The organism is Salinispora pacifica DSM 45544 (assembly GCF_000378845.1).
Lineage (GTDB): Bacteria > Actinomycetota > Actinomycetes > Mycobacteriales > Micromonosporaceae > Micromonospora > Micromonospora pacifica.
Genome location: NZ_KB905359.1, coordinates 917,305 through 941,296 on the forward strand (window position 1 = coordinate 917,305; position 23,992 = coordinate 941,296).

Annotated in this window: 15 protein-coding genes and 1 pseudogene; 1 reads left to right on the forward strand and 15 read right to left on the reverse strand. The window is 71.0% G+C overall.

Features of this window, described 5'->3' with window-relative positions:
- Window positions 1–37 precede the first annotated feature (37 nt).
- From SALPAC3_RS0104230 to SALPAC3_RS29350, 12 genes are all read right to left on the reverse strand, one after another.
- Window positions 38–2,050 carry a condensation domain-containing protein gene (locus tag SALPAC3_RS0104230; RefSeq protein WP_018220030.1) on the reverse strand — a complete coding sequence of 671 codons (2,013 nt, stop codon included), beginning with the start codon at window positions 2,048–2,050 and terminating at the stop codon, window positions 38–40.
- On the reverse strand, window positions 2,047–3,471 hold the full coding sequence (locus SALPAC3_RS0104235; protein ID WP_018220031.1) for a class I SAM-dependent methyltransferase: 1,425 nt from the start codon (window positions 3,469–3,471) through the stop codon (window positions 2,047–2,049). Before SALPAC3_RS0104235 ends, SALPAC3_RS0104230 begins: the two co-directional genes overlap by 4 nt.
- Entirely contained in the window at window positions 3,468–4,838 is a 1,371-nt protein-coding gene (locus tag SALPAC3_RS0104240) for a class I SAM-dependent methyltransferase (RefSeq protein WP_026185223.1), read from the reverse strand. The genes SALPAC3_RS0104235 and SALPAC3_RS0104240 overlap by 4 nt, the downstream gene beginning before the upstream one ends.
- Window position 4,839: 1 nt before the next feature.
- Window positions 4,840–6,381 carry an ABC transporter ATP-binding protein gene (locus SALPAC3_RS25295; protein WP_018220033.1) on the reverse strand — a complete coding sequence of 514 codons (1,542 nt, stop codon included), beginning with the start codon at window positions 6,379–6,381 and terminating at the stop codon, window positions 4,840–4,842.
- A complete protein-coding gene (locus SALPAC3_RS0104250) occupies window positions 6,378–7,175 on the reverse strand; it encodes an ABC transporter permease (protein ID WP_018220034.1) in 798 nt (265 codons plus the stop codon). The genes SALPAC3_RS25295 and SALPAC3_RS0104250 overlap by 4 nt, the downstream gene beginning before the upstream one ends.
- Window positions 7,172–8,128, reverse strand: a complete 957-nt coding sequence (locus tag SALPAC3_RS0104255; RefSeq protein ID WP_018220035.1) for an ABC transporter permease — start codon at window positions 8,126–8,128, stop codon at window positions 7,172–7,174. The genes SALPAC3_RS0104250 and SALPAC3_RS0104255 overlap by 4 nt, the downstream gene beginning before the upstream one ends.
- The gene (locus SALPAC3_RS0104260; RefSeq protein ID WP_026185224.1) at window positions 8,125–9,678 is read right to left on the reverse strand and encodes an ABC transporter substrate-binding protein; all 1,554 of its coding nucleotides are present in this window, start codon (window positions 9,676–9,678) and stop codon (window positions 8,125–8,127) included. The genes SALPAC3_RS0104255 and SALPAC3_RS0104260 overlap by 4 nt, the downstream gene beginning before the upstream one ends.
- Window positions 9,679–9,694: 16 nt before the next feature.
- Complete coding sequence (locus SALPAC3_RS0104265) at window positions 9,695–16,411, reverse strand: type I polyketide synthase (RefSeq protein WP_018220037.1); 6,717 nt, start codon at window positions 16,409–16,411, stop codon at window positions 9,695–9,697.
- Window positions 16,408–20,394: a non-ribosomal peptide synthetase gene (locus tag SALPAC3_RS0104270; protein ID WP_018220038.1), complete on the reverse strand. Its 3,987-nt coding sequence runs from the start codon at window positions 20,392–20,394 to the stop codon at window positions 16,408–16,410. The genes SALPAC3_RS0104265 and SALPAC3_RS0104270 overlap by 4 nt, the downstream gene beginning before the upstream one ends.
- A gap of 111 nt (window positions 20,395–20,505) precedes the next feature.
- Window positions 20,506–21,246, reverse strand: coding sequence for a class I SAM-dependent methyltransferase (locus SALPAC3_RS0104275; protein ID WP_018220039.1), 741 nt, complete (start codon window positions 21,244–21,246; stop codon window positions 20,506–20,508).
- A gap of 195 nt (window positions 21,247–21,441) precedes the next feature.
- On the reverse strand, window positions 21,442–21,591 hold the full coding sequence (locus SALPAC3_RS29345; RefSeq protein ID WP_408640409.1) for a helix-turn-helix domain-containing protein: 150 nt from the start codon (window positions 21,589–21,591) through the stop codon (window positions 21,442–21,444).
- Between the two features lie 20 nt (window positions 21,592–21,611).
- Entirely contained in the window at window positions 21,612–21,806 is a 195-nt protein-coding gene (locus SALPAC3_RS29350) for a hypothetical protein (protein WP_018220040.1), read from the reverse strand.
- Between SALPAC3_RS29350 and SALPAC3_RS29355 the strand changes: the two are divergent.
- Window positions 21,717–21,896, forward strand: a pseudogene (locus SALPAC3_RS29355) (hypothetical protein); the annotation flags it as partial. The gene SALPAC3_RS29350 and the pseudogene SALPAC3_RS29355 sit on opposite strands and share 90 nt — an antisense overlap.
- A 6-nt stretch (window positions 21,897–21,902) precedes the next feature.
- Here the strand turns inward: SALPAC3_RS29355 and SALPAC3_RS0104285 are convergent.
- From SALPAC3_RS0104285 to SALPAC3_RS0104295, 3 genes are read right to left on the reverse strand one after another with little or no spacing between them, the layout of a single operon-like run.
- Window positions 21,903–22,541, reverse strand: a complete 639-nt coding sequence (locus tag SALPAC3_RS0104285) for a hypothetical protein (RefSeq protein WP_018220041.1) — start codon at window positions 22,539–22,541, stop codon at window positions 21,903–21,905.
- Window positions 22,538–23,296, reverse strand: coding sequence for a DUF7224 domain-containing protein (locus SALPAC3_RS0104290; protein ID WP_018220042.1), 759 nt, complete (start codon window positions 23,294–23,296; stop codon window positions 22,538–22,540). The genes SALPAC3_RS0104285 and SALPAC3_RS0104290 overlap by 4 nt, the downstream gene beginning before the upstream one ends.
- Complete coding sequence (locus SALPAC3_RS0104295; RefSeq protein ID WP_018220043.1) at window positions 23,293–23,985, reverse strand: ATP-binding cassette domain-containing protein; 693 nt, start codon at window positions 23,983–23,985, stop codon at window positions 23,293–23,295. Before SALPAC3_RS0104295 ends, SALPAC3_RS0104290 begins: the two co-directional genes overlap by 4 nt.
- Window positions 23,986–23,992 lie beyond the last annotated feature (7 nt).

A 23,992-nucleotide genomic window follows, 5' to 3' on the forward strand; every position in this document is an offset into this window, starting at 1 on the left:
GGGGGGGGCGTTCCGCCCCACCCCGCCACGGCTCCGCTCACGATCCGATGTCGACGTTGTGGCTGACGGCCTCGGTCGGTGCACGGACGGCGCTGGCGAGCCCCGCCACGGTGGGATGGTCGAGGAACCGACGCGGCGTCACCCGCCCGACCTCTTCCCGGGCGAGGGCTCCGAGCATTCGTACCGCGAGCAGCGAGTCCCCGCCGAGCCCAAAGAAGTTCGCGGCCCGGTCCGGCACCCCGCAGCCGAGCAGCACTGTCCACTTCTCCGCGATCATCCGCTCAAGATCGTCCCCTGGTGGACCGGGCTCGTCGACCGGCCCGGTCGGTGCGGACGGCACGGACAACCGGGCGAGCGAGGGGCCCTGCTCGGGCGCATCCACTGAACCTGGTAGATCGACCGGAGTGGACCAGCGGTCCGCGTCGACGAGCGACTCCACCATGGCCATGACCTCCTCGAACATCCGGTCCACGTCCGAGGCCTCGAAAAGCTCCTCCACCAGGGAGAACACGACCACCAGCTCATCACGTAGCTCAAACAGCCGTACCTCGAGCGCCACCTGCGGGGTCCGTAGCTGCTGGTAGTGGCTGGACAGATCGATGGAGCCCAACGGCCCGGCCGCCCGGGGCACCTCGCTACCGAGCGCGGCGTCGACCCCCAATGTGCTCTGGAAGACCACCGGAGCCACCGGCCGTCTGGTGTCACGGCGCCGTCCGAGTTCGCGGGAGACCTCCACACCGGTCACCAGGTTGTGCGCCATGGCGTCCCCGATGTCGCGCTGGGCGCGGACCGCGAGATCGGAGAAGGTCGCCGACTCGGGCAGCTCCACCGGCACGAGCATGGTGGAGGAAAAGGCCCCAACCAGCCGTGGCACGTCCGGGTGTAGCGGAAGGCGATTCAGCTGCAGGGTGTTGAGCAGGAATCGGCGGTGTCCGCAGGCGCGGGCCAGGGCGGTGGAGAAAACGGCGAACATCGCCGCGGACGGGGTGACCCCGTGTCTGTTGCAGTGTTCCCGCAGGGTGGCCCACCGGTCCGCGTCCAGGACCGCCTGCCGCGCGCCCATCAGGGCCGGTCGGACGTCGGCCGGGTCGGCGATCAGCGGCAGGGCGGGAGGAAGCGGAAGGCCGTCGAGCCGATTCCACCACCAGTCACGGTCGGCTCGCCACGACTCGGTCTCGGACAGCCCATCCAGGGTCACGGCGTAGTCACCGAAGTCGACATCCAGCGGTGTGAGCATCGCGTTCTGATCGGTGACCAGGGCAAACAGGTCGCGGTAGAAAACTCCCGACGACCAGCCGTCGACGATCATCAGGCTGGTCGAGGAGTGCAGCCGCGCCTTGGCCCCCGGAAGCAGGGTCAGCCGCATGTCCAGACCGCATCCCCGGGTCGGGTCCGGACCGTCGGTGCTCATCTCGCGGCGAATATCGGCCAGCCTTTCGGCGATCTCGTCCGCCCCGGCCGTGCTGAGGTCGGTCACCCGCAGCACCGGCATCGCTTCCGGATCATCCAGGGGCAGGATTCGCTGCCGTCCGTCGGGCAGGATCCGCGCGCGCAGCACCGACTGGTGCTCGGCGAGCCGCTCCAGCGCGTCCTGTAACGCCTCGGCGATCTCGTCTGTTTCGATATCTTCCAGGCCGATGTCCACGTAGTGGTGGGCCGACCGGTAGGAGAGCTCCCATCCGTCCTGCTGACCGACGAAGTAGCCCTGCTGCAGCGGAAGGAGCGGGAACGGGGCTTCGGGGTCGTCTCGGCGCTTGAGATCCAGCGGCAACGCGCGTACGCCGCCCGTGGCGGTGCCGCGCTCCTGGATCAGGGCGGCCAACTGGGCCGGACTGTGTTCGACGCGAACGTCGGCGAGGGCCAGGGCCACCCCGAGCCGTTGTCGGACCAGCGCCGCCATCCGGACCGTCAGGACGGAATCGCCGCCGAGGCTGAGGAAGCTGGCATCGGCCGGGACGGCGGTCACATCGACATCCAGGACATCGGCCCAGACACCGCGTACGGCATGGACGAGTGCGGTGGGACGGGTGGTATCGGCGGGGTCGGTCAACGAGGTACTCCCATCGAGACAGTGTTCGGGGCGGACATGACACGGTCCACGGCGTGGATCCGTTCGGGGCGGGCGCTTGGCGGCAACCGGGCTGTGAGGGCCGCTTCGACCAGCACCGGATCCGGGCGTCCGACACCAGGTCGGACCCGACCGACGATCACCCGCTGTCCCGCGTCAGCCAGCGGATGGTTGTTGCCGGGCAGGACCGGCAGCGGATCGAAGCCGGCCGCGTCCAACTGGTCGACCCACTCGGCCGGGCTGAGGAACACCCGGTCCTGTCCGGATCGCACGTCGGTGAACCAGCGCTGTTCCTCGGCGGACGGAGACATGAGTAGGTACATGGAGGTGAGCGCCTGGTAGTGCTCGCGGCAGGACTCGACGAGCACCAGCAGCCCGTCCGGGGCCAGCAGTTCCCGCAGCGCGGCCAGCGCCCGGCCGATGTGGCGAGCGTTGTGGAGGACGTTCGCGGCGAGGATGACGTCTCGGGATCCGGGCGTGTTCTCCGGGCCGACCGGCAACACGTTGATGTCGAACAGGCCGAACCGCAACCCCGGACGGTCTCCGAGGAGTGTGCGGGCCGACGTGAGGAAGAAGCGCGACACGTCGGTGAACAGGTAGTCCAGCTCGGTGCCGGCCAACGCGTCGAGGACCGGTCGGGTGGTCGCCCCAATCCCGGCGCCCACCTCCAAAATCCGCAGTGGACCAGCTGAACCGTGGGTGCGGCCGCCGACCAGCGCCGCCGCCGCGTGGTTGACCCAACGGCTGGGTAGGTTGTCCCGATAGTTACCCTCGGCGGTGTCGGTGGAACCATCCGGGAACAACAGTTCCTGCACCCCGGCCTCGTCCCGCAGCAGGGCCGGCAGCCGTTCGGCCGTGGCCACGAAGAACCGCGTCATCGACGGTGGATAGCCGAGGCCGCGACGCGCCTCGTCCAGCTCCCGCCGGGCACGGGCGTACCCGACGCGGTCCGGCACGACAAGCTCGTGGTAGTGGCCGCTACTCCGGTCATACCGGAGCCTTTCCTCGGTCACCAGCGTGGACAACCATCGGCGTACGATCCAGGCGTGTCGCGGCGCGACCCGCAACAGGTCCAGCACCTGTCCGGTGTCATGCCTCGCGCCGTCGCGAAAGAGCCGCGCCCGGTGCAGCACCCGGGCCATCGCGAGCAGGGCGACCTCGTCCATCAGCCGGCTCAGCTGAGGAAGCGAGGACAGGTCGGCGTCGGCGACGGCAGCGTCCCCGGCCGCCGACGCCGCCGTCACCTCGTCGACGACCGCCTGTTCCGCACCCGCTTTCGTCCGTCCGTCGGTGCCGGGCGGGGTGGGAGCAACCAGCAGGGTCGGCCGTTGGGGGCCGGGAACCCACTGCCAGGCGCCCACCCCGGGAAGGTCCGCCAAGGCATCGACCGGCGGACCGCTCACCGTGCTCCCCTGCCGTCGGAGTCGTCAGCCACCACGATCCTGGGTAGCCGAGTTCCCGGCACCTGCCGCCGCAGGTGGTCACGCAGCACCTCCGGCAGCCGGCGGCGTACGAAGCCGGCGAGTGGCTCGTGTGCCTCGGGTCCGGTCTCCGGCCTGCTACCGACGAGGTCCTCGAGGGCCAGCAGCCCACCGGTGGCGGGCGCGGCGACGGCCAGCAGCCGGGGGTCGTGCGGGTCGAGCAGTACCGCGGCGTCCAGTTCGCGTACGGCGTGGCGGAGAGCGTGGGGCGTGACCGCCGTCGGCGCATCGTTCAACAGCGCGTTGGGGATGCCGGAAACGACGATCGGATCGTCGGCCAACGCCGCCCGAAGCGTCGTGGCCAGGTCCAGACCGAGCTGCTCCGACCAGGGGATCGTCCGGACCCGTGTGGGCATCTCCGACATGCCGGCGCCGACGTGCAGGACAATGTCGTAACGGTATCGGGTCAGCTCCGTGTCCTGTTTCATGGTGCGCGCGTGCAGGCTCATCCGTACCGGCCGCCCCTGTGCCGTGAGCAACCCCGCGACGGCCCGGGGCGAAAACGACAGTTCCTCGTCCGCGGTGATTGCCGCTCGTATCCGGGTTTGGAGGTCGTCCCCGCCGATGCCGGGGGCGCGAGACTGCTCCAGCCACGTGAAGTGCGCGGTCAGGAGATCGCTGTGCCGAATGTCACCGATGATCACCGTGCCTCCGTCCGCCACCACGGCCAGTGCCTGCCGCAGCACCTCGGCCAGATAGCCGAGCCCGGGAAAGCACTGGGTGACGGAGTTCAGCAGCACGCAGTCTGGCGCAACGCCCCGGCCGAAGGCGTGGTCCATGGTCTCCCGCACCCTGTCGGTCGCGGTCTCATGTGCAGCGGCCCGGACGAACGCGGTACCGGGCAGGTCTGCTTCCCCGAGTCGCTGTACCGCCGCCGGCGCCACGTCGGTGCCCACGTAGCCACGCAGGTGCGGGTGCAGGCGGTGTGCCAGCAGGCCGGTGCCGCAGCCGATCTCCAGGACGCGTCGCGGCCGTTGGGCGAGAACCAGGCCGACGGTGCAGTCCAGCCATTCCCGCATGTGTTCGACGGACAGGGGCTGGCCGGTGTCCGAGGCACGCCAGCCAGACAAATCCAGGTCGTCCGAGTGTCGCCCGACGGCCTCCTGGTACACCCAGTCGTACACCTCTGCCCAGTGATCGAGGTGCTCCCGCAGTAGGGGCCCTGGTTCGGGACCGGCGAGGGTGGCGGCGGACTCGGGCCACACCGCGATGGCATCGCCCGGTGTGACGCGCGCCTCGGCGACCCACGGATGCGCCGAGACGAGGGACACCATCGAATCGACGGTCACTTCAACGGGCATCGGATTCCTCCGTTCGGTTGTCGGTGTGGGGCAGTGGACCGTCGGTGCGGCCCTCGAAGAGCCGTCGGTGGTGGACGTGCAGTACCCGGTCGGCGCGGGCCGCGACGGTGGGGTCGTGGGTGACCGACAGGATGGCCAGGCCGTCGTTTCGCAGCCGGTCGAGCAGGTCGAGCACCATGGCGGCGGAGGCGCGGTCAAGCGCCGAGGTCGGCTCGTCGAGCAGCAGCACCCCTGGCCGCGCGGCCAGGGCCCGGGCCAGCGCGACCCGTTGGCGTTGACCGCCGGAGAGAGCGTGTGGACGTCGGTGTGCGATCTCGGCCGCGAGCCCGACCGAGCCCAGCAGACGCAGGGCCTCCCTGGCCCGGTCACGGCGACCCACACCGTGCAGCACCGCCAGCGGACGGGCGACGGCGACGCCGACACGGTACGCCGGATTGAGTTCCCCAGCCGGATGCTGACCGACGAGTTGGACGGCGCGTCGCTGCTCGCGGTCGCGCTGGCGTACGTCGGGCGGCAGCGGGTGCCCGCGCAGCAACAGTCGCCCGCGTTGGCGTGCCCGGCGACCGACGATTGCGTACAGCAGACTCGTCTTGCCACTGCCGGAAGGACCGAGAACTGCCGTCCACGAGCCCTGGGCCAGGTCCAGGTGCACGTCCTCCAGCAGCGGTGCGCCGTCCGGCCGGGCCACTTGCAGCCCTTGTACGGCCAAGAGCGGTGCGGTGCGGTGGCCGGGTGCCAGGGGTGCGGCGGCCGAGCTTCGTACTGGTGGCGACATCACGGTGGAAGGTCGCGTCAGGGTGGAACGCCGCCCCGCCGGGGAAGGTCGCGTCACGGTAGCGGGTCGCGCCAGATCCACCACCCGATCGGCGGCGGAGATGAGAAACGGGTCGTGGGTCACCAGCAGGGTGCAGCCGTCTGGACGCGCCCGTACCGCCTCGACGATCACCCGCCGGGTCGCCGCGTCCAGGGCCGAGGTCGGCTCGTCGAGCAGCAGGACGTCCGGCTCGGTGGCCAGGGCGCGGGCCAGGGCGACCCGTTGGGCTTGGCCGCCGGAGAGTTCACCGCCCCGCCGGCTGGCGAGTTCGGCGGGCAGGCCGAGCAGATCACAGACCTCACGGACACGGAGCGCCCGGTTATGTCGCGACCCGCTCAACTGCTCGCCCACCAGACGCGCGACCGACCAGAGCGGGTTCAGCGCGAGGATCGGATCCTGCCCCACATACCCGCAGTGCGCCCGCCGCCAGCGGCGCGCCGCCCGGCCCTCCGGGATCGGCCGGCCGCGCCAGCGCACCACTCCCCCGCCTCGGCGCAGACCCGTCGGCAGGCTGTCCACAAGAGCGTGCAGCAAACTGCTCTTACCCGCCCCGGAAGTCCCGACGACTGCCACCACCTCACCGGCACCGAGCCGAAGGTCCGTGGCCGGCAACACGAGTTGGCCGTCACCGACCCGGCGCACCGACAGTCCCGTCACGACCAGGGGCTCCGAGTCGGACGTAGCGGATTTGATCGGATGCTCGACGCGCTGTCTCACGACACTCCCTCCCGCTCACGTGTGGCGGTACGCGCGGTAGCGGCGCAGAGCAACGCGCACAGCGCCAACGGCGCGGCGGGCGCCAGCAGCGCGGTGGGATTGAGCGCCGCACCGGGCAGGTTCTCGCTCAGCATCAGAGCCCAGTCGGGATCCGGGGGCTGCGGGCCGAACCCGAGGACCGCGAGCGTGGTGGCCAGTTGCAGTGCCGTGATCAGCCGCAGACCAGCGTCGGCCGCCACGAGGCCGCGCATCGCCGGCAGGAGTTCCCGTACCAGCACAACCGCTCCGTGTTCGCCACGTTCGACGGCGGCGTGCAGATAGCCGCTGTCCCGGACGGTGGCACACTGGGCGGCCACCACCCGGGCAGTCAGCGGCGCGCCGCTGAGCACAGAGGCGACCACCACCGCCGATGCCCCCGGTAACGCCACCGCCAGTACCAGGGCGAGGACCAGGGCGGGCATCGCCAGCAACAGATCGCCGAGCCAGCGCACCGCGCGGCCCACCCGGATCGGCCACCAGCCCGCGGCCAGCCCCAGTGCCACTCCGATCAGGAGGGCTGCCGCCGCCGCGGTGAGGGCGATCCCGAGCAGATTCGCGCCGCCGGCCAGCACCCGGGACAGCACGTCGCGGCCCAACGCGTCGGCGCCGAACGGCAGCCGTACCGACGGGGTGGACCAGGGCACGGCCACCGGCTGTTCCGGGTCGTTCGGAGCGAGGTACCGACCCAGCAGAGCCAAGGTGAACACCGCCAGCGCCACGCCCGGCGCGACAGCGCTCCCGCGGATGCGCGTCACGAGCTACTCTCCGCCGTCCGAGCCGGCCGCACCGTGGCGGGACGGCCGGTTCGATGCACCGCCACGGCGGCGAGATCGGCGAGCAGCATCCCGAGCAGCACGGTCGCGACGGGCACCAGGGCGGCGGCCTGCACCACCGGTATGTCCCGCACCGCCACCGCCGAAACGAGCAGCCCGCCGAGGCCGGGAAAGCCGTAGACCGTCTCCACCAGGGCGGTGCCGGCAGCGAGCCAGCCGGCGGTCAACGCGAGAACCTGCAACGCCGGTACGACCAGCAGGGGCAGGACGTGCCGCAACAGCACCAGTACCGGTGGCAGGCCACGCCGGTACGCGTCGATGACGTGCGGCCGGCGCAGGGTGTCGGTCAGGACGCCACGCAGCAGCGTGCTGGCGTAGGCGGCCGACGGCAGCGCCAGCGTCAACGCCGGCAGGACGAGCGTCCTTGGCTCCTGCCACGGATTGCCACCCGGTGGCAGCAGGGAGACGGCCGGAAGCCAGCCCAACGTGGCGGACAGCAGCGCCCCCAACGCCGCCGCGTACACGGCCTGAGGCACCGCGGCGAGACCGGCGGCGAGCATTCCGCCTCGACCCCGACGCAGCTGCGTGACGATGAGGCCGGCTGCGGTGAGCAGCACCGTTGTGCCGAGTGCGACAGCCACCAGGCTGGCGGTCGCGGGCAGGCGTTGGCCGAGCAGGTCACTCACCGGCCGGCCGCTGCTCAGCGACGAACCCAGGTCTCCCTGGAGCAGCCCGCCCAGCCACCGCAGGTACCGCACCACCACCGGTTGGTCCAGGCCGAGTAGTTCGCGCGCCTGCGCGACCTGCTCCGGCGAGGCTCGACCAGCCTCCCGGAGGGACGCCGCGTCACCCGGCAACGCCTCGGTAGCGGCGAACACCACCACGGTGGCCGCCAGCACCAGAAGCGCCGTCCGGGTGAGGCGGCGTACGATCATCTCGTCTTCCAGGCGCGTTCGACGAACATCCGCTGGAAACCGGGACCGTCGGGCAGCCCGCGCACATCGGGGCTGGTCAGGTCCAGCCCGTCTCCGACGCCCCACACCACGTACCCGCCGTCGCGCCACAGGTCCTGCTGGATGCGGGCCAGTCGGGTGTTGCGCTCGGCCGGGTCCAGGATGCCCATGGCGGCGTTGAATTCGGCGTCGAACGACGCGTTGCGCCAAGCGGTCTCGTTGGTCGGCGAGGCGGCCAGCAGGCCGACGCGCACCAGGTCGGGGAAGGAGATTCCGCCGTAGTAGCCAACGTAGAAGTCCTTCTTGGCGTAGATGGCGGTCCAGTAGGTGTCGGCCGGCTCCACCTTCACGTCGACCTCAACGCCGACGTCGGCGAGTTGCCGGGCCCACAGGGTTGCCGCGGTGTCCATGCCGGGGTACGACGTGGTGGTGTGTAGGGTCAGCGTCAGCCCGTCCGCGTGTCCGGCCTGCTCGAGTAGTTCCCTGGCCCGGTCCAGGTCCCGGGTGCGCTGCGTCAGATCCTGTGGGTACGACGGGTCGTACGGGGTGGGCAGATCGTTGGCGATCTGGCCGTATCCGAGGAACACCGTGTCGACGAGTGCCTGCCGGTCGGTCGCGAGTCGGAACGCCTCCCGCACTCGCGGATCGTCGAACGGTGCCGAGTCCAGGCGCATGATGATCGGATACTCGGTGACGCCCTTGCGGCGTACGACCTGCACGTCACCGCCCGCTTCGGCGGCCTTGACCGCCGCCGGGCTGACGCTGCCGGCGACGTCCGCCTGGCCGGATGTCACGGCGGCCGCGCGGGCCTGCGGGTCGGCGACCGCCCGGATCTCGACCCGCTCCAGGTGCGGTCGCTCGCCCCACCAGTCGTCGTTCCGCAGGAGCACGGCGGTCTGGGCGTCGGTCTCGGTCACCCGGAACGGCCCCGAACCGCCGACCGGCTCGGCGAAGTCCGTGCTGCCCTCGGGAACGACGAAGCTGATCGACTCCAGCGCCTTCGGCGCTTCGGCCATCGGCGCGCGGGTAGCCAACACCACCGTGTGGTCATCCGGTGCGCTGGCGGCGGCCATGTCGAAGTCGGCCAGTCGGCCGTAGTTCTCGGCGGCCTTGTCCGCTATCCGAGTCAGCGAATAGAGCACGTCCTTGGCGAGTACCGGTTCGCCGTCGGTGAAGGTGGCGTCCTCACGCAGGTGGAACGTCCAGCGGTCCAGGCTCTGGTTCGCCTCCCACGTTTGGGCCAACCGCGGTTGCGGGGTGCCGTCGGCGCCGGGCACGGTGAGCACGTCGTAGGTCAGCGCGAAGCGCATCAGGTCGGACTCGTTGCCGAGTCCACCATGCGGGTCGTTGCTCGCGGTCGCCGGCGACCCCGGTACGACGTAGCGCAGGGTGCCGCCATCGACTGGCGTGCCGGGCTCGTCGGTGGAACCGCCGGTCGTGGTGTCGGTGCCACAGCCGGGCAGCAGCAGGGCGGCGACGGCGAGGGGCAGCACCCCTCGCCGGGCCAGACGGGATCTAACAGGGGTAAGCATCAGTTTCTTTCGTTGACTAGGTGTAATCGGATGGTTGTCGGAGCGGATGCGGCAGCGCCGCGAGTGTCCTGTTGAGGTGTTCGGCGATCGTCTTGGCGGCGCCCCCCGTGAGCAGTGAGTAGTGGTGCCCCTCAACGACCACCTCGTGTATCGGTCCACGCACGTGGCCGTCCCAACCGAGGCGGGACAGATCAGGCGCGTCGTCCACGCCCATGCCCACGCCGCTGTTGTGGGGCGACGGCAGCGCGGCCCGGACGAGGAGCAGCCGAGTCGTCGGATCTTTCAGGTGGCCCGCCCGGTGTTCCCCGAGAATCCGCAGGTGCCGCTCGAACACCCGCAGCCGGGTGTCGGCGGTGTCCCGCCGGCTCAACAGGCCGGCGTCGCGCAGCCGTCGCGTGACGGCACGACGGATCTCGTCGTCGGGGCGGCCAAGAAGCTCGGCTTCCTCGGCTGGGCCGAACCCGAGGTCCAGGTCGAGGAACGCCGCCAGCGAGTGCAGGTAGCGCACCGCGGCGATGGCCTGCGGAGCACCCTGTCCGTGCAGAGTCCGGATCCGGTCCGGCGTGTTCGAATCGATCATGAGAAGCAGATCGGTACGCTCGCCACGCCGTTCGAGCAGGCAGGCCATCTCGTGGGCCAACGTGCCCCCCATCGACCAGCCACCGAGCAGGTACGGGCCGTGCGGCTGGTACTGGCGCGCCGCGTCCAGGTAGTACTCGGCCAGGGCCGGAATGTCCGCGGGCTCGACACCTCCGGTGAGGGCCGGGTCGGTGAGCCCGACCACCGGGCGGTCTTCGCTCAGCAGCCCGACGAGCTCGCCGTAGCAGAGCACGTCACCACCGGAGGGATGAACCAAGAACAGTGGGGGCTCGGCGGCACCGGCGCGCAGCAGCAGCGCGGCCTCGCCCGAGCCCGCGCCCACCGAATCGCTGCGCGGTGGCCCGGACACCGCCGGTCGCGCGGCCACGGTCGGCCGCGCCGGTCTGGTCGTTTCCCACTCCTCGGCCTCGTCGGCCAGTCGGCGCACCCGGTCGACGTAGCCGGAGAACGCCTGGTCCGCCTCATCGGCGGGTAGAACGTTCTCCAACACGTCCCACTGCAGAAGCAGGGCGCCATGCTGCTCGATCACCTGGTGGTCGAGCCAGGTCTGCGGCGTACTGCTGATGCCGTAGACAGGGTTGCCCATCCAGTCCAGATCGTGCTCGCCGCCGAGCGGATCGGTCAGCCCCAGCGCACTGGTGAACACCACGGGTACGGATTCGGTGGCGCCGCTGCGAGCCGATTTCTCGGCCAGTATTTCCAGCGCCGAGAACTCGCGGTGGTCCAGGTCGCGGAAGAGGGTCCGCTGCGCTTCGCCCGCGTCGTCGGCGAACGTCCCCGGGCGGGACCGATCGACCTCGTGCAGCAGCAGGGAGGTGAAGTCCCCAACGACCAGGTTGACGTCCGGATGCACCGATGGGCGGTCGAACAGGGTCAGGGTGATGGCGAACCGTCCCTGTCCGGACCAGGCGGCCAGCGCGTCCCCGTACGCCGCGAGCAGCACGGCGGTCGGGGTGAGGCCACGCCGGGCTGCCTCCGCCCGGAGCGCCTGCCACTGTGCTGGCTCCAGCCGTGCGGTGCGTCGCGCGAACCGGGGCCGGGTTCCGGGCTGCGCCGAACGGACCGGCAGCGCGGGGGGCCCAGGCAGGTGGACGAGCCGGTCGCGCCAGTAGCGCGCCGCGCGTTCGCGTTCCGGGCTGTGCGCACGCCGCTCCAGTGCGGCGACGCACGCGGCGAAGGTCGTGCCCACCTGGGGCAGCTCGACCTGCGGATCCTCGTACCGGGCGCGCAGCTCGCGGTCCCAGAGCAGGAAGCTGGCGGTGTCGCAAACGAGCACATCGACGTTGACGAAGAGGCGTACGATCCCGCCGGGCAACCGGGCGGCGCGGATGTCGACCAACGGCCAGCGCCCCGGACGAGGTTCCCGCCCCACCATCTCCGCTCTGATCCGAGAAAGCTTCTCCGCCCGGACGGGCTCGGCGAGCGCGGAGAGGTCCCGGACCCGGATGCGGTACCGGGGCACCCGGTCGAGGATCCGGTTCCGGCCTTCGGGCGTGATGATCGCGCGGAGCATCGGGTGGCGGGCGATCACGGAGTTCCATGCGTCCTCGTATCGGGCCATGTCCAGCCCAGGACAGTCGTGCTCCAGGTGGAACGAGCACGGCACGTCACCGAGCCGGTAGCCACCCGAGCCGCCGACCCAGTACGCGTGCTGTACCCGGGTCAGCGGAAACTCCCGCGGCCCGTCCCCGTCTGGTCCGGCCTCCGCGAACTCCAGGCCGACAGGAGGTGCGGTGCCCGCGGACGGGCCGGCGTCGCCCATCGGGTCGGACTCGTCGACCGTCGGCGGGAGCGGGTCGGACTTGTCGGTCGTCGGCAGGAGCGCCGCCAACGACGCGACGGTCGGTCGTGCCAGGAGATCCTGCAACCGCAGTTGGACACCGTGCTCGTCCCGCAGCCGAGCCAGCATCCGGGTGGCCAGCAACGAGTGCCCGCCGAGGGCGAAGAAGTCGGCGTCCCGGTCGGGCACCTCGAAACCGAGCAGTTCCGACCAGACGCCGGCGAGGGTCGCCTCCGCGTCCCCACGGACACTGTTCTCGGCCTGGCCGTTCTCCCTCGCGGGCGCGAGGTGTCGCCGGGTGCCGTCTGCCCCACCGGACAGGCGGGGGCGTAGCCCGACGGGAGAGACCGCAACCAACGCGGGGGCCCGCCCCCGGCCGGCCAGGACGAGCAGCCGGTCCAGCGCCCGCATGCCGTCCCGCCGCCCGATCGAGTGCCGAGACGCGACGACCCGCTCGGTGCCGCCCGGGCCGACCCGCCAGCCGTCCCAGGCAACGCTGAGCCAGACCGTGCCGCCCTCCGCGCCCTGTTGCTCCGCCAGCGCGTCCAGGTAGCGGTTCGCCGCAGCGTACGGAGCCAGTCCCAGGCCGCCCACCAGGGTCGTCGCCGACGACATCAGCAGTATGGTGGCGGGGCGGGCCTCCTCGGGCAACGCCACGAGGGCCCGCCGCAGGGCGACGGCCGCCGACACCTTGGCCCGCGCGTGGCCACGCACCGCCTCGGGGTCGACTGACCGCAGGGGGGTGACCGCCGTCGAGGCGACCACACCCGCGCCGTGGACCACGAGGTCCAGCCGGCCGAACCGGTCGACGATGTCACGCAGCAGTGCACCGGTGGCGACGGAATCTCCGGCGTCGACCGCCCGCACCTCCACCGGGAGACCACGGTCGGTCAGTCGCCGGACTGCCTCAATCCGGTCGGCTGCCGGACTACCCGGCGCCGCGTCCGGGACGAGACCGACACGGCCCGTGACGACGATGCGCCAACCCCGCTCGGCCAGATGTTCAGCCATGGTGAGACCGACGTCGCCCAGCCCGCCGATGAGCAGGGCGATACCCGCATCCGTCCGGTCCGTGGGTCTGTCCGAACGGGGCCGCCACGGGTTCACGGTGCGCAGCCAGCGGTGTCTTCCGCGGAGCGCCACCTCCACTCCGGTCCGATCGCCGGTGGCCAGGTCCGTCGCCTCCTCAGCGACCCGGCGGGCCAGCTCGGTCGGCGCCCCGGCTACCGGCAGGTCGACGGCGCGCCATCGCAGTCCGGGGAACTCCTGTGCCAGGATCCGTGGTACGGCCGTACCGGCTGCGGCGGCCGGGGTCGGTCGGTCGGTGCTCTCGACCTGCTGGACGGCCCGGGTGACGTGCAGCAGACAACTGTCGTGGGCCCAGGTGGCAGTGAGGCGGGCCAGTTCGGCATGGCGTAGGACCGCTCCGGTCACCTGCGCGGCGGGGTCCTCGCCGTCGGGCGCGAGGTCGAACACGATCACACCGGCACACGGAATCGTGGTGTCGGCGGTGACCTCGGCGCGGTCGGCGACCTGGGCGCCAGCGGCGCTCAGATGAACCCGTACCGCCTCGACCAGTGGGTCACCCACGGGCCCGTCCAGCAGCCATCGGCCGGTGATGCTGGCCGGTTCGTCCAGTGTCGGTACAGGTAGCCAGACCGGCACCTGGAAGGGTTCATCCTCATTCGGGGCATCCGCGGTGGGTTCCGCCTCCGGTTCGGGCGGGTCGATCCACAGCGGCCGTCGATCGAATGGGTGGCCAGGCAGTGCCACCCGCTGCCGGCCAGGCCGGTGCAGGGCCTCGGCGCTGACATCCACACCCCACGTCCAGAGTTCACCGGCGGCGGTGAGTAGCGTGGCCCGTTCGTCACCGGGCTCGTCCGGCTCGGGGAAGGTGGCGATGGTCGCCGTCAGATCCACCGCCGGGTGTTTGCGGGCAAGCTGCAGCAGGCCGCCACCAGGTCCGGTCTGCACGACCAGGGCCGGGCCATCGCCGATGGCGGTGGTCAGCGCGTCGGAGAAGCGCACCACGGACCGCAGGTGCGGTGCCCAGTGGTCAGCGTCAGGCGCGGAGGTGAGGAAACCGCCGGTGAGGGTGGTGGCCAGCGGCACCAGCGGCGTCCGGGCCTCCACATCTGAGGCCGCCGCCCGGAGTTCCGGCAGCACGGGGTCGACGAGGCGCGAGTGGGCGGCGGCGTCCAACCGAAGTCGAGTGGGCTGGATCCCGTCTGCGGCCAGCCGTGACTCCAGCGCGGCCACCGCCTGCTCGGTCCCGGAGACCACGCACGAGGCGGGCGCGTTGACCGCGGCCAGATCCAGGTCCGGGTAGTCGGTCAACAGCGTGGCTACCTCTGTCTCGGGCCGAGGAACAGCGAGCATCGCGCCCTGACCAGCAGCCCGTGACATCCCTCGGGACCGGACCCGCACCAGGGCCGCCGCGTCCGCTAGCGGCAGCGCCCCGGCCACCACCGCGGCGACGTACTCGCCCAGGCTGTGCCCCACCACGACGTCCGGTCGTACACCCCACCGGATGAGCACGCGGGCGGTGGCCAACGACACGGTGAACAGCGCCGGCAGGCCGTACGCCGGGTCGCGGGCGAGCCGCAGCGCGGCCGGGTCGGCACGGCCGGCCCCGATCAGCTCGGCCAGCCGGGGCCGGCCGGGTTCGTCGAACACCGTCCCACATTCCCTTACGGTGTCGGCGAACTCCGGCTCCTCGGCCATGAGCTCACGGCCCATGCCGGGGTACTGGGCACCACCGCCGGGGAACAGGAAGACAACCTTGGGAACGTCTGTGCCCGCCACCCGGCGGACGGCAGCGCGCAGGGCAGCGCGGTCGCCGACGCGATCACCGGTGATGACCGCCGCGACGCGGTGCCGTCGGTACGGTCGCCCGGCGTGCAGGGTGTACGCGAGGTCGGCCGGCGTCACCGGCGTGGTGTGGACCGCCTCGGCGACGTCGGTGACGCTCTCGGCCAGGGCGGCGTCGCTGGTGGCGGAGAGCAACACCAATTGGGGACGCGGGTCGGGTTCGGGGGCGGGCACGGCCGGTGCGCTGCCCAGCACGATGTGACAGTTCGTACCGCCGATGCCGAACGAGCTCACGCCCGCGTACCGCGCCCCGGACCAGTCGGCGGTCCGTCGGGCGACGGTGAACGGGGAATCGTCCAGGTGTAGGTCCGGGTTGAGCGGTTCGGCGTCGAGGGTGGCCGGAAGGACCCCGTGGTGCAGCGCGAGCACGGTCTTGGCGAACCCAGCGATGCCAGCAGCCGAGTTGGCATGCCCGATGTTGCTCTTCACCGAGCCCAGGGCACACCAGGCTGGGCCCGCAGAACCAAACACGCGGCGCAAGGCGCCGATCTCCACGACGTCGCCGAGGCGGGTGGCGGTGCCGTGGGCCTCGACGTAGCTGATCTGTCGCGCCTCCACGCCGGCCACGGCCAACGCCTCGGCGATCACCCGCGTCTGGCCGCGTGGGGACGGCGCGGTGAAGCCGGTCTTGTCCGCGCCGTCGTTGTTGACCGCCGAACCGTGCAGCACCGCCAGCACCGGGTCGCCGTCGGCGCGCGCGTCGGCGAGCCGACGCAGGACCGCGACGCCGACACCCTGGGAGTGAACAATTCCGGTGCCCTCGGCGGAGAACGCGCGCACCCGGCCATCGACGGAGAAGATCCCATCCGGGACATACAGGTAGCCGAGGCCCTGGGGCACGATCAGCGACACACCCCCGGCCAGTGCGGTGTCACACTCGCCCGCCAGCAACGACTGAGCCGCCAGGTGCACGGCGACCAGCGAGGTGGAGCAGGTGGTGTTGACGGCGATCGCCGGCCCGGTCAAGCCGAGACGGTGTGCCACCTGAAGCGGGAGGTAGTCCCCGACGGTCGCCATCGCCGCTTGGAGGCTCCCGACCGGGTCGCTGGCGGCGGCGGTGTACCGGCGGGCCAGGTTGCGCATCAGATAGTCACTGTGCGCCGCCCCCGCGAACACCCCGACGGCTCCGGCCCCGATTCCGTTGCCGTGCCCGCCGGCTTCGAGGGCACGCCAGCACGCTTCCAGGAACAGCCGTTGCTGCGGATCCATGAGCGCGGCTTCGGCGTCGGTGAGCCCGAACGGCTCCGGGTCGAACCGGTCCTGATCGTCGATGACACCGCCGACCGGGACGTACGCGGGATGCTCGCGCAACCGTGGGGGCACCCCTCGCTCGCCGAGTTCGTCGAGGCTGTGCCGGGTGAGTCCGTGACGCTCGGAGACCAGCAGGTCCCAGAACGCCTCGGTGTCGGGGGCGCCGGGAAACCGGCAGTCCAGCGCGGTGACGGCGATCAACGACTCGTCAGGGTTCTCGACCGTGCTCACCGGTCCACCTCCTCGGCCCGGGTACGGGCGGCCAGCCGGGACGAGCGTCGGGCTGACGGCACCGCGGCGGCTGTCGGCATGAGTGCCTGGGGGTCTTTCGGGGTGGTCAGGGCGGTGAGGTGCGCGGCGAGGGAGGCCACCGTGGCATGGGCGAACATGTCCGCGAGCGCGAGTTGGGGCGCGATGCTCTCCCGCAGCCTGCGGTATGTCAGCACCAGCGTGAGTGAGGTCACGCCCAGTGCGGCGAACGCGCTGTCCACCCGAACCTGCTCCCCCGTCAGGTCCGCGAGGACCGCGATGATGGCGTTTGTCGCGGCCGGATCAGCGGTACGACCACCGGAGACCGGGTGACCGGTACGCTCTGGCCCAGTCCGGTCCGGCAGGGCCGCTGGCGATTCGACGACCGGTGTGCTCTGCGGGGTCGGCGTGTGCTGGGGGGCTGGCGAAGGGGCGTCGACACGTGGTAGACCCGTGTTCCGCTGCGCGAGTTCGATGAGACCGTCGGCGGGGATCCGCTCGACCAGCGCGGGGGCACCTTCCGGGCGGACCCGGTCGAGCCAACGCGTCGCCGCGACGAGGGCCTGTGCTGGTGACATTCGTCCCGGGCGTACGACGAGTGCGACGTCGAGGCCGAGTGCCTCCGCCTCGGCTACCGCCGTGCCGGCCCAACTGGCGGAGCGTGGGACGGACGTGACCGGGGGGTCCACCGGCGACGCGGGCGGCGGGAGCGTTGCTTGACGTGGTTGCGCGTCGTCGTCCCCCGCCTGGTACGGATTGGGCAGTGCCGCGTGGTCGATCTTCCCGTTCGGGGTGACGGGCAGCGAGTCGAGCACGAGGAACTTGCTCGGAACCATGTACTCGGGCAACCGTTCGCGCAGCGTCCTGGTCAACTCGTCGGCGGTCGGGACAACGTCTCCCGCCTTCGGCACCACGTACGCGGCCAGGCGGGGGCGCTCGTCGGAACCGCGCACCGCAGCCACGATGCACTGCCGCAGGGCCGGGTGCCGACCGAGCGCGGCCTCGATCTCGCCGAGTTCGATCCGGTGTCCGCGGATCTTGACCTGCCGGTCGACGCGTCCCAGGAACTCGATGTTCCCGTCGGTCCGCCAGCGACCCAGGTCTCCGGTGCGGTACAGCCGCTCGCCCAGCACCGGGTGCCGGGCGAAGCGATGCGCCGTCTGCTTTGGATCGCCGATGTATCCCCGGGCGAGCCCATCACCGCCGATGAACAGCTCCCCCGGCTCACCCACCGGGCACGGCCCCCCGTCCGAGTCAAGGATGTGGAAGGACTGGGCCCGCAACGCCCGGCCGTAGGGGATGCTCCGCCAACCCGGGGCGACTTCCGTCACCGGGTAGGTGATCGACCAGATGGACGCCTCGGTCGCACCGCCCAGACTCATCACCTGGGCCTGTGGGGCGATCCGACGCAACCGTTCGGGCAGGGTCAACGGGATCCAGTCGCCGGAGAGCATCACCAGCCGTAGGGCGCGCAGCGCCCGGGTCGCGACCTCCGGCTCGATTTCGGCGTACTCGACGAGCATCTCCAACAGCGCGGGGGCGGTGTTCCATACCGTGACGCCATGGCGCTCGGCCAGTTCCAGCCAGTGCTGCGGATCGCGCTGCCGGGCCGGGTCGGGCAGCACCAGCGCCCCGCCCGCGCCGAGAACACCGTAGATGTCGAAGACGGAGAGATCGAAACTGAGCGCGGACAGCGCCAGCACCCGGTCATCGGCCTGGAAGCCGAAGCGGTCGACGATGTCGTCGATGGTGGTGCGGGCGGCGCGGTGCTGAATCTCGACACCCTTCGGCTGCCCGGTGGAGCCGGAGGTGAAGATGACGTATGCGGTGTCATCCGGCTCGGGTCGCAATGGCGGTGGGGTTGGTTCGGAGACAGTCTTTCCCGATCGGCCGCCGAGCCGTCCGGCCGCGGTCAGACGGTGCGTCGACACCCCCTCGGGCCACCTGGTCCGGACACCCCGGCCGACCAGCGCGTGCCGCACTCCGGCGCGGGCACAGATCGTGGCCACCCGGGCATCGGGCCAGGACGGTTCGACCGGCAGGTAGCCCGCGCCGACGGCGTTGACCGCCAGGATTGCGACGACCTGGGCCAATCCCTTCTCGCCGGCGACCGCCACCAGGTCGCCGGTGCCTACGCCGGCCGCGGCGAGCGCGGCAGCGGTCGCCGCGACGCCCTCGGCCAACCGGCCGTGCGAGGTGACGGCGCCCCCCGTGTACAGGGCCGGGCTATCCGGCACCCGGCGGGCGGCACTGGCCACCGGGTCGTGCAGCAGCGGGCCGGCATCAGGGAACGAGTCGATGTCCAACGGCTCCACGGGCAGGACGAACGGGTCCCAGGCGAGGCTCGGATCCTTCCACGCGGTGGGCGCGGTGAGGCGCTGCAGCAGCCGGACGTACGCGTCGAGCATGCCCTGTAGGTAGCCGTCGGGAAAGGCGTCAACGACACCGTCCCAGGCGATTCGGAGCACGCCATCCTCGTCCCAGACGATGTGGTCGAGCAGCACTTGGGGGGTCTGCGAAACGCCGAAGACCTCCACGCCGAGCCAGCTCGCCGGGGCCGCGGTACCGTCGCCGGCGAGTCCCACCCCACTGGTGAAGACGACCGGGTAGGGCGGGGCGCCGGAGCTGTCGCCGAGTCCCCGCAGTACATCCACCCCGGAGACCGACCGGTGGTCCAGGTCCTCCCAGAAGCGACGGTTGAGATCCGATGCGTAGCCAGCAAATCCGCTCCACGAGGCCGGGACGATCCTCGGGGTACCCACCAACGCGGTGGTGGTGAAGTCGCCCACCACCAGATCGATTCCCTCGGGCTTCTCCGGACGCTCGAAGAGCGTGGTGTTCAGGCAGACCTGGTCGCCGGCGCCCCACCGCCCGAGGATCACCGCGAACGCGGCAAGCAACGCGGCCGTCGCTGTCACCCCGTGTTCGGTACACCGGGTACGGAGTATCCGCCAGGCCTCCGCGTCGAGCTGGCCGGCGTGCCGAGCGAAGCGGGGCGGCGCGGTGGAGTCGACAGCCCGGGTCACCGGTAGGCGTGGCGCTGGAGGAAGCTCGGCGACGCGGGCTGCCCAGTAGGAGCGGTCCCGTTCCCGCCGCTGGGTCCACTCCAGATCCGCCTCCCGAGCGCGCAGCAGGTCGGCAAACTCGGCGGGAGGCTCGGGCAGGGATGCCGTCGGGTCGGCGACGAGTTGTCCCCACTGCCGCATCAGCAGCATCCAGCCGGCCATGTCGGTGATCAGCACGTCGAAGCCGACGTAGAGGCGGGTACGGCCGTCGGGCAGGAACGCCGCGTGCAGGTCGAACAACGGCCACTGCCCTGTTGGACGTACCTGGTGAGACCGGTCGTGCCGGAGCGCGGCCAACGCTTCGTCCACCCGGGCGGGCGTGGCGTCGCGTAGGTCGGTGACGCCGATGCGGTATGGACCGGCGGTGGGCAGAATCTCCCCACGGCCACGCTGGTCGACCACCATCCGTAGCATCGAGTGGTGGTCGACCAGTTGGTTCCAAGCGACTTCGAGTCGCTGGAGGTCGGTTACGGCGTTGTCGCTGATCCGGTCGTACTCGTAGTAGTAGAAGGTGGCCACCCCGCCGAGGACCAGGCCTGATTCCCGCCCGACAAGGTAGGACTCCTGGACCGCGGTCAAGGGAAAGGCTGATCGGTCGCCCGGCTGCCCCCCGCTGCGCTGCCCGCTGGTTTCAGCGGTGCCGGCTGGCTCGTCGGGGGCTTTCGACAGGTGCCGGGCGAGGTGTCTCGCGGTGGCGTTGTCGAGGAACGCGGTCAGTGGGAGGTCGTGCCCCGTGCGCTCCCGGATCCGCCGGCGGAGCCGTACGGCGGTGAACGACTCCAGACCCAGGGCTGTCAGTGACGCTTCTGCATCGATCAGTCCTGGGTCTGTGCCGAGGACCTCGGCGATGCAGTCGAGTACGTCGTCGAGGACCGCTTCGGGCATCAGGGGCAGGTTCATCCGGTCTCCGTAGCTGCGACGGCTTTGTGGAGCGCGCCGCCGGGTGGACGGCGGCCGGCGCACCGGAGACCCTAGTTGAAAATGATTCCCATTTCAAACTAGGGGTCGGGGTCAATCCTGCGCGCGCGTCGCGACGTACAGGCCGGCATCGGGATGCCCGATTTGCCGCATGGTCAGCCCGTGTTCCGCAAGCTCCTCGCGCAGTTCCGCCTCGTCCATGACCCACCAGTCGTAGTCCACGGCCACCTCCGAGACCGGTGACCCCTCCGGCGACCGGGTCAGGTAGGTCATGCGCCACCTGATCTGTCGTTCGCCGATCGCCCTGGCGCTTGCCCAACCCTCGTAGGTCAGACCGCCCACGCTACGGCTGGCCATTCGGGTTCTCGGGACTTCGACCGGACGCGTCGGCGGAGCGAGGTTGACGACCACACGGCCACCGCGGACCAGGCGCGGGACAACACGCGCCCACAGTTCATGCCTGTCGTCCGGGGACAGGTGGCCGATCATGTTCATCGCCACCAGTGCCCGCACCCGGTCGGGCAGTGGCACGCCCAACGCGTCGGCCGACGAGACCGTCACCCGTGAGCTCAGGCGTTCGTCCTCGTGTGCTCGGGCGAGGAGCACCGCACGGAGCGCGGGTGAGGGCTCCACGGCCAGCACCGGCGAGTCGTCGGGCAGGCTGGCACAGATCACCGCGACGCCACGCCCGGTGCCGGCACCCAGGTCCACCGTGACGCCGGTTTCACCGCCGAGCTCGTGCAGGGCCTCGGCAAGTCCGGGGGCGAAGAGGCCCCACGCGTCGGCAATGAGGAGGTCTATGTACTCGGCTGACTGCGCGTACGGATCGTCCATGTCTTCCTCCGGGCTCGTAGGTCTAATGATTATGACAATCGTTTCATTCGAAGCCACCTGGGCTCCGAAGCTGACGCCCGTACCGCTGTTGCGCAGCCGCCGGACCTCTGATGCCCGCCGGACGGCCCTGACGAGTGACAAGCCACGGAGCCGATCGACCAGCGACGCCGGCAGCGGGCGTTTGGTACACCCCGGTCATGTCATCGGCCGTCGGCAGCCGAACCAAAGGGGACGACTGCCTGGGCCCGGTCCCGCTGGTAGAAGCTTGGCGAAGATGCGCGCCACGTGGGTCTTGACGCTCGCCGCGCTGAGCGTGAGCTTCTGGACGAGTTCGGCATTGGACAGGCCGGATCAACACCTCGAGCTCACGCGGGGTAGGCGGGCTGAGAGGGTCGTGGTGCGGTGGCACCGGGGGTGGACTCGCTGATGAACTGCTCCACCAGGCGACGGGTGATCGCGGGGGCGAGGAGGGCATCCCGCTCGGGGTGGGTGCGCACCGCCTGGGCCTGCCGCTGATGGTCGAGGCCGCGGAGCGCGACCTTCCGGCCCGTATCTTTCACGTCTGGACGGTCGGCGGTCTGTCCCTGGTGGTGCTCGTGGGCGTGGCGATCGCGGTCCTGGGCGCTGCCCTGCCGGCCCGGAGCGGTGGGTGCGGATCAGCGCGGCTGGGTCGGCTGTCGGGCTACTCGCCAACGGCCCAACCGAGCAGGCCCGCTTCGGTTGAACCGCCACACCGTTACCGCCGCACCGGCCCCCAGCAGCAGTGCCGCTTCGGCGAAGGCAAGTGTGGAGTGGGTCTCGGCGACCGGCCACGCCCACCAGCGCACCAGGCCACCGTGGCCGGTGCCGAAGAGCGCGCTGACGATCACCGCGCCGACTGGGGCCAGCGCCGCGAGTCGGGTGCCGATGATCGGGGTGACCAGCTGGGCTAGCCCGAGGAAGCCGATGAGGTTACGCAGATATCCGGGACCGAGCTGCCACCAGCCGGTCGCCGAGGTGACGCCGACCAGAGTCGCGGTCACCAGCACGATCGTCGCAGCGACACCCAGGTCCCGAGCAGCCGCCAGGCGGACCGCGGTGGTCTCCAGGTCACCGCCGCTGCGGTCGATGCCATGCCAGAGGATGACGATCGGGACGAGCGGCAGCAACAGCGCGAACACGATCGGCACGAGCAACGCCCCAGCCAGACTGGGCAGCGGCAGCACCGCACCTCCAATCATGATCGCGGCGGCGAGGCTCCCGGCGAACGCGACGGTCACCGCGGTCAACGCGCGGGTCCGCCACCACCAGATCACCGCGGCTGCTCCGATGCGAAGGAAGCTGGGTCAGGTCGCGGCGGGGTCGTGCAGTCGCCCATCGACACAGGGTTGGCGCGGTACCAGGCCAGCTGCTGCTCGTTGTCGAGTTGTTGACGTACCCGTACCACCAGGTCGATCGGCTCCGGCGGGGCGGCCGAGTCTAACGTCGATGCCGGCACGCCGGCTGCCAACGCCACCCACACCGTTAACGCGGCATGGTTGTGGGCACCGGGCCACGGCTCGTGGGCTGCGCAGGACGGCGGTGTGTCCGGCACCATCCTGGTCCCCAGGCTCATCACCACGATCTGCGGGTCCGGCCTGGCCGGTAGGCCGATGACGACCGTCTCGGCCGCGTTGCTCTGCTTGGTGTCGGCAGCGCGGACATCGCTGGTCACCGCCTCCGGTAGCGTGGCAGCGACCTCGCCGAGCCCGACCACCCCCATCACCAGCGTCGGGGCCACCGCGACGGCAGCGACCACCCACACCGGTCGGGCGATGTCCAGCTCGTTGACGCCGCCACCGCGGTGCCGCGCCCCCTCCCAGGCGGCGCAGACCGCGCAGATCGCCACAAGGATGCTCAACATCAGGCTGACCTTGGCCACCGCAGCCATCCAGTACCCGGACGTGACCGTATCGGCCACTGCCGTCCCCTGGAGAAGCACCAGGGCGAGCATCGGCCCGGTCACGTAGGTCTCGGCACGAGCGCGCCAGGGGTAGATCGTCCGCCAGCTGCCAGCGCTCCGCTCGTTCATACCTCCGCACCGATCAACTGCGCGTAGGCGTCCTCGGCCCGTCGAGACAGCTCGACGTTCGGCTGAGCCAGTGCCATAAACTCCGGCACCCCACCGTGGAACCGCACCACGCCGTGATCCAACACCATCACCTGCTGGTAGATATCACTGATGTCTTCGGTCTGATGCGTCGACACCAGCAGGTCGACGTCGCCGGCAATCCCGTCTAGCACCTCCCGCAGCACCCGCCGCTGCTGCGGGTCCAACCCGGCCGAGGGTTCGTCCATCACAACCAGCTTCGCGTCGTGGACCAGGGTCTGCGCAATCCCGACCCGGCGGAGTTGGCCACCGGAAAGCGCCCTACTGGGTCGTTCCGCCAGCTCCCGCAGGCCAACCCGACCCAACGCCTGCGCCGCGTTGGCCCAGGCATCCCGGCGATTGAGCCCCTTCAGCCAGCCCGCATAGGCGACCTGCTCCCGCACCTTCAAGCCCGGCATCGCCGCGACGCGCTGCGGTAGCCAACCGACCGAACGACGGTATCGGGACCGGGTACGCCGGGCGTGACTGACCAACCGGCCAATCCGTATGGTGCCAGTTTCTGGCCGCAGCAGCCCCACGATCAGCGACAGCAGCGTGGACTTGCCGGCGCCGTCAGGGCCGAGTAACACCGTCGCACCGGGCTGAAACTCGACGGTCAGGTCATGAATCACCGGAATG